General features: G+C 50.6%; 9 protein-coding genes. 5 read left to right on the top strand and 4 right to left on the bottom strand.

Annotated elements, in window-relative coordinates:
- Nucleotides 1-103: 103 nt before the first annotated feature.
- From FQK12_RS17805 to FQK12_RS17795, 3 genes are all read right to left on the bottom strand, one after another.
- Entirely contained in the window at nt 104-508 is a 405-nt protein-coding gene (locus FQK12_RS17805; protein ID WP_023303013.1) for an H-NS family nucleoid-associated regulatory protein, read from the bottom strand.
- Nucleotides 509-1,071: 563 nt separating this feature from the next.
- Nucleotides 1,072-1,299 carry a hypothetical protein gene (locus tag FQK12_RS17800; RefSeq protein ID WP_010434226.1) on the bottom strand — a complete coding sequence of 76 codons (228 nt, stop codon included), beginning with the start codon at nt 1,297-1,299 and terminating at the stop codon, nt 1,072-1,074.
- 268 nt (nt 1,300-1,567) lie between these two features.
- The gene (locus FQK12_RS17795) at nt 1,568-1,786 is read right to left on the bottom strand and encodes a cold shock domain-containing protein (RefSeq protein WP_000203924.1); all 219 of its coding nucleotides are present in this window, start codon (nt 1,784-1,786) and stop codon (nt 1,568-1,570) included.
- Nucleotides 1,787-2,064: 278 nt separating this feature from the next.
- Here FQK12_RS17795 and cspF point away from each other — a divergent pair, with 278 nt between their 5' ends.
- The 3 genes from cspF (at nt 2,065) to FQK12_RS17785 (ending at nt 11,261) form a co-directional block, all read left to right on the top strand.
- Complete coding sequence (cspF, locus tag FQK12_RS17790; RefSeq protein ID WP_001446195.1) at nt 2,065-2,277, top strand: cold shock-like protein CspF; 213 nt, start codon at nt 2,065-2,067, stop codon at nt 2,275-2,277.
- Nucleotides 2,278-2,352: 75 nt separating this feature from the next.
- Nucleotides 2,353-2,523 (top strand): YnfU family zinc-binding protein, encoded by a 171-nt coding sequence (locus tag FQK12_RS27485; RefSeq protein WP_305955329.1) that lies wholly within the window; start codon nt 2,353-2,355, stop codon nt 2,521-2,523.
- Nucleotides 2,524-2,678: 155 nt separating this feature from the next.
- A complete protein-coding gene (locus FQK12_RS17785; RefSeq protein ID WP_014226775.1) occupies nt 2,679-11,261 on the top strand; it encodes a GH36-type glycosyl hydrolase domain-containing protein in 8,583 nt (2,860 codons plus the stop codon).
- A gap of 18 nt (nt 11,262-11,279) precedes the next feature.
- Here FQK12_RS17785 and FQK12_RS17780 read toward each other — a convergent pair whose 3' ends face one another.
- Nucleotides 11,280-11,513, bottom strand: a complete 234-nt coding sequence (locus tag FQK12_RS17780) for a hypothetical protein (protein ID WP_014226774.1) — start codon at nt 11,511-11,513, stop codon at nt 11,280-11,282.
- 158 nt (nt 11,514-11,671) lie between these two features.
- Between FQK12_RS17780 and FQK12_RS28005 the strand changes: the two genes are divergently transcribed.
- Both FQK12_RS28005 and FQK12_RS27475 read left to right on the top strand, forming a co-directional pair.
- Nucleotides 11,672-11,848, top strand: a complete 177-nt coding sequence (locus FQK12_RS28005; protein ID WP_213080256.1) for a YnfU family zinc-binding protein — start codon at nt 11,672-11,674, stop codon at nt 11,846-11,848.
- Nucleotides 11,849-11,921: 73 nt separating this feature from the next.
- Nucleotides 11,922-12,185 (top strand): hypothetical protein (locus FQK12_RS27475; protein WP_261393134.1); only part of this gene is annotated, 264 nt, incomplete at its 3' end.

Here is a 12,185-nt window from a genome sequence, read left to right as displayed (position 1 = left end):
AAACAGCGCCTCGGCTACATCGACGGAACTAAATGTTTCTCGACTATTCTCTAAGGCAACTTGCGGCATTTACAAAAAAGAGCCGGGTTTTACCCGGCTCTTTTTAGCTGATTTCAAAATCTTTTAATTCCCCACCTTCAGCAATCAGATTTGAGATCCGCTTCGGCATTCGCCCCTGACCTGACCATGTTTTTGACTCTCCAGTTTCGTTAGTATATCGATACTTCGCGGGGCGGGGGGAGCGCGTCCTTTTAGCCTTACCCGGAGAGCCAATAGCAGCTAAAAGTTCGGAGGGGTCGATACCCTCATCAAGCATCATCTGACGAAGTGTTTCCAGTTTATCGCGGCGCTGACTTTCATTTGCAAGACGTAATGTCTCTTCTTCTCGTCGTTCTATAAGAATAATTTTAAACTTTTCCAGAACATCTTCCAGTACATCTAATGACATTTCACGAGTCTGAGAACGTAAGGTACGGATATTGTTTAACTGTGTTAGAGCATCTGACATAAAGAGACCTTTTAAAGTTTTTTCGTTGTTCAGCAAATACCAATGTCGACGGTTGCTCATCGACCCGATTTTTCTTACTGAGCATTTTAATGCGATTGGGACATATTGTTATTAACGAGGTTTAGACTACTTATATAAATCTCTTGTCGCAAGAAAAAATTAAGAAGAATGTGTAAGAACTAAATTACAACTCCTACGAAATGTCCATGCGTTTTTGAAGGTACTTAAAACTATGATGCCAGGAGTCATCCGGAGAGCCTTTTTATATCCTCATAACTTATTGCTTCAGTCACACCTGATGAGATTTAAAATGAGGAGAGACAGCGCCGCCACTTAGCAAGGTTTTTCACAAATGGCAAGATGGCACGCAGGGGAGAGACACCTGCATTTTGTCAGAAGGTAGCGAATTACTCTCTCTTTATAGAGGTGTTTCTAAAAAAGTGTAATGTAAAAAAAAAGCCTGCTGTTAGCAGGCCATAAATGTTTTCAACTCATTTTTGTTCGATTCTGATAAATAGGGTAAGCATGCAATTAAACGTGGAGCAGAGAGCATGACAAAAATGCTATAAATATTTCCTGGCCGCATCAAGTATCTCCTGTGACGTTAACTCCCTGTCAGTAGCCACGTAAACAATACCATGATCGCCAGTTAAGGAAGGAAAACCTGCAGACATAATCCGAAGATGTGTTTCTTCACCGTTTGGATATTCCTGCCTGATAGAGGATATACCTTCCAGAACGGTCATGACTTTACAGGATTCAGCATTAAAGAAAACAAGGACTTTAATCATATTCTATTACCCTGTTCTCTCGTGGATATTAACTGGCAGATGCCATTAAGGTCAAAGCCATTACGCACTTCTTATTTAACATGTGGTTAGTTTGTGCTTTTAGACTTTTTATGCAGTAGTACTGCACTTCATCACATCGGTTAGCATACTCATAATTTTGAAAAATATGCTGATCAGATATTATGAATAAACGACTTTCATCTGATTTAAGTTATGGATCTGTCTACTCAGGAATAATCCTTTATAGTTATCGCAGACCCACAATGATTTATTTATCGCAAAGTGTTACGTTTGCAGCAGCAGGACCCTTGTCTCCGCGGTGAATGGCGAATTCAACTTTCTGACCTTCAAATAAAGTTTTAAAGTTGTCGCCATCAAGTGCAGACAAATGGACAAAGATATCTTTGCTGCCATCAAGAGGAGAGATGAAGCCAAAACCTTTGTCTTCGTTAAACCATTTAACCAGGCCCATAATTCTAGAGGTCATACTGACTCCGTTATACATGATTGTATTGATAGTAAACGTATAGGATTAAACATATGGACTCAAAAGAGGGGATATCAACGATAGCGCCTGGTAATGAGAACTGCCCGGAAAATTTCTAACTTTCATTAGTACATCGAACTGATGGGATTCATTAAGGCACAGGGAATCGATATAAGCAAATTATCTTTTAGCCGTCCAGAGGTCCTGTAGGGAAAATAAAAGTGGCTGAATGCCATTTTCAATGTATAGTCTTTACGTGTTTTCAATAAGGAATTGACTTGTCCCATAAAATGACAGGAATTGTCAAAAGCTTTGATATTCTTAGTGGTAAAGGCCTCATCATCCCATCTGATGGACGAAAAGACGTTCTGCTTCACATTTCAGCCGTTAACTCTCGCGAATCAGAATTACTCATCCCTGGAAGCCGCATAGAGTTTTGCCGGATAAACGGTCTCAGGGGGCCTGTGGCTGCGAACATTTATCTTTCCTGATTTTCAGTGTGTCAAAATAGATAGATTAAAACTTAACCACATGTGGTACGGTGAAGCTCATTCATTGAAAGGTTAATGGTTATGTCTGTTATCAATTACGCAATGAAATTCTTCAGCAGTGCGTCTACTGCCACTGCTGCCTGTCCTGTTTGTGGCTTAAAATCAGTACAACCGTTGTCAAAAATCCGGCTCAACCAGACCATGCTTTGCCCCGGATGTAAGGCTCTGTTTATCTCCCGACGCTAGCTCGACCAAAACCGCAGAACAGAGCTCATGTCCTATACTTATGTTAGATTCCGGCAGCTGTTAAATCCCTGATGCCTGACGCCCATCCTGAGAGAACGTTTCTGAACTGATTTCGCAACTGCTCCTGCGCGCTAACGTCGCATCAGAGCAATGCTATGAAAATGATCCCCAGAGCGTGGTTTAACCGCTCCCGTATTCTGATGAATGCTGCCGAAAACATAACGTTTTCGGCGAACAATCCTGCCGGTGAAAGCTCGCCGCGGTCAGAACTCTTTTCGACCGTCCAGATGGAACGCTACGGCCAGAAGCTGGCGCGGACTCATAAAGTATCACCGGATAGGCATCCTTATTATCTTCTGAAACGGCTTGGCGACAATGAGGCCGTCATTACCCAAAACTGCTATGAGCTTAACGCGGGTAAAAAGACCAGTATCATGCCCGCCGGTGAATGGCTGCTGGACAATTATTATCTGATTGAGGAACAAATCCGCACTGTCCGCCAGCATCTGCCGAAAAGCTTTGGCAAAGGTCTTCCGTCGCTTGTATCGCCGTTGAATTGCCCACGAATTTATCATATTGCATCAGAGGCCATTGCTCACGGCGATGGCCGCTGGGATGCCGCCAGCCTGACCAGCTATCTCACTGCCTATCAACAGGTGACGCCGCTGACGCTGGGTGAAGTCTGGGCGTTACCGGGAATGCTGCGCCTTGCGCTGATTGAAAATCTTCGTCGTATCAGTATGGAAGTGATAAAAGCGCAGCAGGACAGAAACCTTGCTGATACGTGGATAACAAGGATTGTCGAATGCGCAGAGAGTGCGCCTGGTGATTTAATCATGGTGGTTGCCGATATGGCGCGCTCCCGACCTCCGTTAACCAGTGCGTTTGTCGCAGAGCTGGTGCGGCGCCTGCAGGGGCATGGCAACGCGCTGTCGTTACCTCTGACCTGGGTTGATCAGTGCCTTCGGGAACAGGGGATCACCACTGACGTTCTCATACATAGTTTCAATCAGCAGCTTGCCGCCAGCCAGCTGTCCGTCAGTAACAGCATCGCGGGCCTGCGTTTATTGAGTGAAACGGACTGGGCTGATTTCGCCGAAACGATAAGCGTTGTCGAACAGGCATTACGCAATGATCCTGCCGGCATCTATCCCCGGATGCACTTCAATACCCGGGATCATTACCGGCACGTAGTTGAGGTTCTGGCCAGGGACAGCGGTCTCAGCGAGCCTGAGGTTGCTGAGAAGGTGCTGGCGCTTTCAGAGGAAAAAGCGCCCGATACACAGGAACATCATGTTGGTTATTATCTTGCGGGCGAAGGTCGACAGGCGCTGGATATTCATCTCCTGGCAGACGCCTCAAGGCTCATACGCTTGCGGCACAGTTTCAACAGAATAACCCTGCTGTCATGGCTTGGAAGCCTGGCGTTGCTGACAACCGCAGCGACCGCAGCAATATTGCACGAAACCGCCATGCAGGGCGCAGACTGGCTATTGATCGCGGTGATATTACCTCTGATTATCGCATTAACTCAGTTAATGAGCGATTTGCTCAGTGATGCAACCACCCGTTTTCGCGTTCCTCGACCCTTACCGGGGATGGATTTTTCAGCCGGTATTCCCGCTGACAGTGCCACCATGTTAGTCATTCCCTGCATGTTGACCAGCCACGAAAGTTTCAGCCAGCTCCTCACCAGTCTTGAAGTCTGCTGGTTGGGGAATGAAAACGAAAATCTCAGGTTCGCGCTGCTCACTGATTTTGCTGATTCTGAAAATGAACCCTCGCCGGAAAGTCACGCGCTGCTCAGACAGGCTATCGCCGATACGCAGGCGCTTAATCGCCGCTACCCCTCCGGCCGACCACGTTTTTATCTGTTACATCGCCAGCCTGAATGGAACCCCTCGGAAGGAGCGTGGATGGGCTATGAACGCAAGCGGGGAAAACTGGCGTTACTGAACAGCTGGTTGCGCCATCCCGGAACGCAATTCGTCAGCGTTGCAGAGATGCCTGCCCACCTTTTACCGGGTCACATAAAATACGTCATTACCCTGGACAGCGATACGGTGCTCCCGCGCGATACGGCACACAAACTCGTCGCGACGATGGCGCATCCGCTGAATACGCCTGAGTATGATCCGGTACGCCAGAGGGTTGTCAAAGGATTCGGTATTTTACAGCCCGGTCTTGCGGAGGAGATACCACGCAACGGTCAGGGGCGTTACGCAGCCCTGCGCAGCAGCGTACCGGGCAATAACCCTTATTCGATGATGTCTTCGGATATTTATCAGGATCTCTTTGGGGAAGGCTCGTTTGTGGGCAAAGGGATTTACGATGTTGATATTTTTATGCAGGCCACTACCAACATCTGCCCGGAAAATCTGGTACTCAGCCACGATCTGCTTGAAGGATGCTATGCACGTTCGGGTCTGCTGAGCGAGGTGTTACTGTACGAACAGTACCCTAATAATTATCTGTCGGATGTTGCACGACGTTCACGCTGGATCCGGGGTGACTGGCAACTGCTTAACTGGCTAAAACCACGCGTCAGAAAAGCCGATGGAACCCGGGTCAGGAATCCGCTGACCGCGCTTTCTTACTGGAAATTACTCGATAATCTACGTCGCAGTCTGGTCGCCCCCTCCTTACTGATATTGCTGTTCTTCGCTCTGCTTTGGGTACCCAACCCGGTTTACTGGCTGGGCATACTGTTGCTGATATGGCTGTTGCCAGCCATCCTCTGCATCAGCCACGACCTTCTGCATAAACCTCTGCGTCGCCGCGTGAAGCCGCATCTGTTAATGGTGGGGGCGGGCGCGCTAAAGCGTCTGTCAGGTATCAGCCTTAATTTTGCGATACTGCCGCACGAAGCCGGATATTCGCTGAAAGCGATCGCCGTGACGCTATGGCGACTGGGGATAAGCAGGCGTCACCTCAGCCAGTGGGTCAGCCACAGCCAGGACAGCAGTCAGGCCAGACCCACTGTTGCACGTTTTTATCAGGCGATGTGGCTGAACGTTGCCGGTGGCGTGGCGCTGACAATACTGACCGGACAATTTGCCCCACAGCTGCTGGGGATTGCGTTACCGATCGGTTTGGTATGGTGTGTGGCACCGCTGCTGATGAGCTGGCTGAGTCGCCAGCCCGTGCGTAAGGTTTTTTCGCCTAATCAGGAACAAAAACAGCTGTTACGCCAGACAAGCCGTGAAATCTGGGCTTTTTTTGAAACATTTGCCACAGCAAAAGAGAACTGGCTTCCGCCTGATAATTATCAGGAAATACCACAACCGACGGTGGCACACCGAACTTCTCCTACCAATATTGGTCTTTCACTTATGGCTAACCTGACGGCATGGGACTTTGGCTACCTGCCTGGCGGAGAGGTGCTCCGGCGCGTGTCGCTCACGCTCGACACGATGGATAAAATGGAGCACTACCGGGGCCATCTCTACAACTGGTATGACACCCGTACGCTGGCCCCCCTAAGTCCACGCTATATCTCCAGCGTCGACAGCGGCAATATGGCCGGGCATTTATTGACCCTGCGTGCAGGCCTGTCCGCCATGCGTCATCAGCCTGTTTTAAGCAACCAACAGATACTGGCAGGACTGAACGATACGCTGGATATTCTGGAAAAACAGTGGGGTAAGAACCCACCTGACAGCCTGAGACTGCTGCGCAAGCATTGCCTGAACGCTGTGTCGCTCTCTCCGCAGGCGCTTTTCAGCGAACTGAAAAGCATGCGCACCCAGTGCAACCATCTGACCAGCGCATGTCATCAGGGATCTCCTCTTCAGATGCGCTGGGCTGGACATCTGGAGCATCAACTGGTTCAGCTTTGCCATGAGTGGTCTCTGTTGCTTGGCTGGTTGCCTGCATCCTGGAATGAACAGACGCTGCCGACGCTGAGCGAGCTTGCCCGTCCGACATTAACCGGTACAGGAACGCCTCCGGCGTCAGTGGCGGAGCAGGCCCGAATGCGACTCAATATTATCACCGAGCTGGAACAGCGGCTGGATGAGCATGCCCGGATGGATTTCGCCTTTCTGTACAGTGAAGCAACCAGTCTGCTCAGCGTCGGTTATAACTGTGACACCAATATGCCTGACAAAAGCCACTACGATCTCCTGCCGTCTGAAATCCGCCTGACCAGTTTTCTTGCCATTGCGACTAATCAGCTGCCTCTTAAAAGCTGGTACGCGCTGGGTCGATTGTTTACCACGATTGATAATGAAACTGCCCTGATGTCATGGAGCGGATCCATGTTTGAATATCTGATGCCGAATCTGGTGATGCCCACCTGGCCCGGCAGCCTGCTCGATGAAATGAGTCAGTCGGCGGTTATGCGCCAGATTCATTGGGGGAAAGAACGCGGGGTACCATGGGGTGTTTCAGAGTCTGGCTATCATGCTTTTGATGTTCAGCATAATTATCAGTATCAGGCATTTGGCGTACCGGGGCTCGGTCTACGCAGGGGACTTGCCGATGACATGGTTGTTGCTCCTTACGCCACGCTGCTGGCGCTGATGGTTTCCCCACAGAGAGCCTGTGAGAACCTGTTCAGGCTGCAAAAAAATGGTGCACGCGGAGAATACGGTTTTTATGAAGCGCTGGACTATACCCCCTCACGTCTTGCAACCGGTCAGCTCTATGCGGTGGTACAGTCCTGGATGGCGCATCACCAGGGTATGGCATTTCAGGCGCTGGCTCATGTGCTGCTTGACGCCCCCATGACTGAACGCTTTATGTCCAGCACGGTATTCCGGTCAGCGAGTCTGCTGTTACAGGAGCGCGTGCCGGATGCGGTCGATCTGTACAGTCCGCGCCGTCATTTTGAATCTCATGAGGGCATGGTCAAACCCGTTCGCTATGAACCCCGTATTTTCTATAGCGTGGATACCCCCTCCCCGGATATTCAACTCCTGTCCAACGGCCATTATCATCTGATGTTGACCGCGGGCGGCGGTGGTTACAGTCGCTGGAATGATATTGCACTAACGCGCTGGCGCAGTGATACCACCCGTGATAACTGGGGAGCATTCTGCTACATCCGCGATACCCAGACGGGAGATGTGTGGAGCAATACTTGGCAACCAACAGGCTACACCAGCGGACAAGACGAGGAAGTGTTGTTCACCGATGCGGGGGCAGAATTCAGACGAAGCTTAGGGGGACTCAGCGTCAAAACTCAGGTGGTGATCTCTCCGGAGGATGATGTTGAATTGCGACGGCTCACACTGATTCATCGTGGTCGTAAGCCTCGCTCTCTGGAGCTGACAACCTATGCTGAAGTGGTACTGGCACCTGATGCCAGCGATCTGGCACACCCGGCATTCAGCAATTTGTTTATTCAGACTGAGCTGGCTCCTGAGCGTGACGCTATTCTTTGCCACCGGCGCCCGCGCTCACCGGATGAACCGGGCCCTTGCCTGTTTCACATGATGGTGGTGCACGGCGATAACCGACATAACGTGTCGTTTGAAACGGACAGGGCAAGGTTTATTGGACGTGGCAGAAACCCTGCGAATGCACAGGCAATAGAGACGGGAGGGATGCTAGGCAACACGTCGGGCTCGGTGCTGGATCCGATACTGGCAATTCGCAACGCCATCATTCTGCAGCCAGGGCAGCCGGTTACGATTGATATCATTTATGGCATCAGCGAGACCCGTCAGCAGAGCCTGGCGTTGCTGGAGAAATATCGCGATTACCCTATTGCCGATCGCGTCTTTGAACTGGCCTGGTCTCACAGTCTGGTGGTATTGCGCCAGATGAACGCCAGTGAAGATGATGCCACGTTGTTCAATAGTCTCGCCAGCGCTGTGCTTTACCCTGTCCAGGAGCTGCGCGCCGAAGGCCAGGCGATAGGCCGCAACCGGCGTGGCCAGTCCGGACTGTGGGGCTGGGCAATTTCAGGGGATCTGCCGATAGTGCTGCTGAGTATAACCAGCGAGGAAAGTATCACCTCAGTGACCACACTGATTCAGGCACACCGTTACTGGAGACAGAAAGGGCTGGATGTTGATTTGGTTATCCTGAATAACAGCCCCGGCGGCTACCAGCAGGGATTACAAAATCAGATTATGGAGTTAATTTATGCCGGGTCTGAAGCCAGTCTGCTGGATAAAAAGGGCGGGCTTTTTGTCCGGAACGGTGAGCATCTCTCCGCTGAGGATAAGTTGCTTTTGATGAGCGTGGCCTGTCTTTATCTTGATGACCGCGCAGGGGGTATTAATGAGCAGCTTAACCAGCGTATTCATACCCTGAAATCGCCGGCAAGGGCATTCATTCCGCGTGCTGTGCGCGAGCGTAATCAACATACGGACTGGAGCCCTGATACCAGTCAGTTATGCCATTTCAATGGGTACGGTGGATTTTCTCAGGATGGGCGGGAGTATCAGATCGTCCTTCGGGAAAATGCGCTTACACCGGCTCCCTGGTCGAACATACTGGCAAATTCTCGTTTTGGCAGTGTGATCTCAGAGGCAGGGCAGGCCTATACCTGGTATGAGAATGCCCATGAATACCGGTTGACGCCGTGGGAGAACGATCCGGTGAGCGATCGCAGCGGCGAGGCATTTTACCTGCGCGATGAAGAGAGCGGGGAGTGCTGGTCGCCGACGGCTTTACCTGTTCGCGGACACGGTGACTACCTGACCCGCCATGGTTTTGGCTACAGCGTATTTGCCCATCGTGAGAGTGGTATAGACAGCGAGTTGACGGTCCTGGTTGCTGAAGAAGATCCGGTTAAACTGGTGCTCCTGACGCTCAGTAACTCCTCGGGACGGACACGTCAACTTTCCGTCACAGGCTATGTAGAGTGGACGCTCGGAGAAACACGAACGCGCTCAGCCCCTCACATTGTGACACATGTGGCCAGAACGCCCGGTGGCTGCGGGGTGCTTGCGAATAACTTTTATGGTGATAATGGTGGCGGCCGAACTGCATTTTTTGCCGTCAGCGGTAATGACTGTTCTCTGACAGGGGATCGCCGGGAGTTTATTGGCCGTAATGGTTCCCTTCACGCCCCTTCGGCCATGAAACTGCAAAAGCTTTCTGGTAAGACGGGGGCCGGTCTGGATCCCTGCGGAGCGGTGCAATCGGCGGTTACATTAATTGACGGGGACCAGAGGACGTTTATTTTTATCCTCGGCGCAGAGGAGAATGATGTTTGTGCTCAGGAGACGCTGGCCCGCTACATGAACGAGGATACGGTCCGCCAGGAGCTGAACCGGATTCATAATCACTGGCACAATGTTCTCGATAAAATCGTAGTTAATACCCCCGACACGTCCGTAAATTTACTGGTTAATGGTTGGCTGCTTTATCAGACGGTCGCCTGCCGTCTTATGGCCCGGAGTGGCTACTATCAGTCTGGCGGTGCATTTGGTTTTCGCGATCAGCTGCAGGATACGCTGGCTCTGAGCCACGCTGCTCCGGACCGGATGCGTGAACAGATAATACTCTGTGCATCACGGCAGTTTATCGAGGGGGATGTGCAGCACTGGTGGCACCCACCACACGGCAACGGCGTGCGTACCCGCTGTTCCGATGACTATCTTTGGCTGCCGCTTGCCGTTTGCCACTATGTGGAAACGACAGGGGATATGGATGCACTGGAAATACGCGTTCCTTATCTGGAGGGACGCTCGCTTCAGCCTGGTGAAGAGTCTGTCTATGACACGCCGGTCATCAGCGGCACCGAAGAGACACTCTGGTTACACTGCGTCAAAGCTATTCGACATGGGCTGCGGTTCGGGGAACATGGCCTGCCGCTGATGGGGGCTGGTGACTGGAATGACGGGATGAACCGGGTGGGTATCGAAGGCAAAGGCGAAAGCGTCTGGCTGGGCTTCTTCCTGTACGACATTTTGCAACGGTTTGCCGCGCTGGCGGAGCGCCGGCTGGATGAAAGTATCGCCTCGATGTGCCGTTCACAGGCTCTGCGCCTGCAAAGCAATCTCGAAGCCCACGCCTGGGATAGTGAATGGTACCGGCGCGGATATTTTGACGATGGTACTCCCCTGGGGTCGAAAGCCTCACAGGACTGCCGGATTGATGCGATTGCGCAAAGCTGGTCTGTATTGTCCGGGGCCGCGAGCCCGGGACGGTGCACAAAGGCCATGCAGGCGCTGGATAAGCACCTTGTGGATAACGAAGGGGGACTGATCAAACTGTTAACGCCTCCTTTTGATGGACACGGTCCAAATCCGGGTTACATACAGGGGTACCTGCCCGGTGTGCGGGAAAACGGAGGGCAGTATACTCATGGCGCCATCTGGGCCGTGATGGCATTTTCCCGGATGGGGAATGCCAAACGTGCCTGGCAACTCTGGTCAATGCTCAACCCTATAAATCATACTCTGAATGCGGGCTTGGTCGGGATTTATAAAGCTGAGCCTTATGTCATGAGTGCTGATGTCTACAGCGTCGCTCCCCATACCGGACGTGCAGGATGGAGCTGGTATACCGGTTCCGCAGGCTGGGCCTGGCGTTTACTTACTGAGGAATTACTGGGGATAAAACGTTCCGGTACTGACTTTAGTGTTCATGCCCGGTTACCGGATGAGTGGCCGTCTTTTTCTATGGCCTATCAATATGGCGAAAGCCATTATCAGATAAGTGTCTCACGCGGCAACGTAAAATATCGCGTGACACTGGATGGTGTTCTCCTCCCTGATGACAGAATACCGCTGCAGGATGATGGACAAAACCATACGGTTGAGATCATTCAGAACTGACACGATCCCGGAGGCGCATTAACGTCTGCCGTTAATGCGCTGATTATCCCTGAGAACATCAATCGCAGTCTGCATAGCGATTTTGTCATCCTTTCTTTTTTGTTTGTCCTGCATGACCTGAAGGTATTCCAGCAAGGTTCGGGTATTAATCGGTCGGCCCTGTTTACCCACAGCCAGCACGGCTTCGCCAAGAATAATTTTCACTGGCGGTAGCTGTGCCGGGTACCAGTCAAGGGTGTCTTCTGATTTCATCATAAATTTCTCACGGAAGGGTAGGGTATTGTATCATAAATCAGACGTTCAATTTTCAATATCTGATATCTTGATTTAGTCATAATTTAACATAACTTAAGCCAGTTATTTTTATATTAAAGCGTATAATAATTACTGTATCCCTCAGAGAATTATTTATGTCTTATACAAAAGGACTCAGGCACTTTAAAGAAAGGTCGGTTCATGTTGCCTGCCCGGTATGCGCATACAGAGCTGATCAGAAAGCAGGTAAACTAAGAAAAGATGCAGTTCTGGAGTGCCCTGCCTGCGGACTGTTGTTCAAACCATCAGAATGCTGGTGTATCGGCGGCTGATCAGCTTCTGCCACTTAACGTAAATGATGTCGGGAAATGACAACATTTCTCCTGTACTGCAGTTGTCGAGGGCATGATGATGAAATCTAAAAAATCTGTTTTTATTGAAGGGCATATCCTTTCGAAAAGCTGTCATGGGCAGGCCGGTCAACCTTTCTGTATCCACAGGGTCAGGTTTAGTAATGGCAAATATGCGATTATCCGGGAAGTATCAGGCATATGTTTCAAACCAGGCGAAATTATTCAACGAAACGATTGCGAGTGGTTCTATAAACTTACCAAAATTCGCCTTCTTTCTTTTGAGTACCTTGAGGATGATGAATCAAGAAGACAATTT

Origin of the sequence: Klebsiella sp. ME-303, from assembly GCF_007910085.1 — a bacterium.
GTDB classification, from domain to species: Bacteria; Pseudomonadota; Gammaproteobacteria; order Enterobacterales; family Enterobacteriaceae; genus Klebsiella; species Klebsiella michiganensis.
Note: the sequence above shows the minus strand (reverse complement) of the source record. Positions and strands in the feature narration are given on the sequence as shown.

Excerpts from the sequence above, each read along its gene's own strand:
- FQK12_RS17805 (WP_023303013.1), bottom strand. The coding sequence starts at position 508 with ATGTCAGATGCTCTAACACAGTTAAACAATATCCGTACCTTACGTTCT.
- FQK12_RS17800 (WP_010434226.1), bottom strand. The coding sequence starts at position 1,299 with ATGATTAAAGTCCTTGTTTTCTTTAATGCTGAATCCTGTAAAGTCATG.
- FQK12_RS17795 (WP_000203924.1), bottom strand. The coding sequence starts at position 1,786 with ATGACCTCTAGAATTATGGGCCTGGTTAAATGGTTTAACGAAGACAAA.
- FQK12_RS27485 (WP_305955329.1), top strand. The coding sequence starts at position 2,353 with ATGGTTATGTCTGTTATCAATTACGCAATGAAATTCTTCAGCAGTGCG.
- FQK12_RS17785 (WP_014226775.1), top strand. The coding sequence starts at position 2,679 with ATGAAAATGATCCCCAGAGCGTGGTTTAACCGCTCCCGTATTCTGATG.
- FQK12_RS17780 (WP_014226774.1), bottom strand. The coding sequence starts at position 11,513 with ATGAAATCAGAAGACACCCTTGACTGGTACCCGGCACAGCTACCGCCA.
- FQK12_RS28005 (WP_213080256.1), top strand. The coding sequence starts at position 11,672 with ATGTCTTATACAAAAGGACTCAGGCACTTTAAAGAAAGGTCGGTTCAT.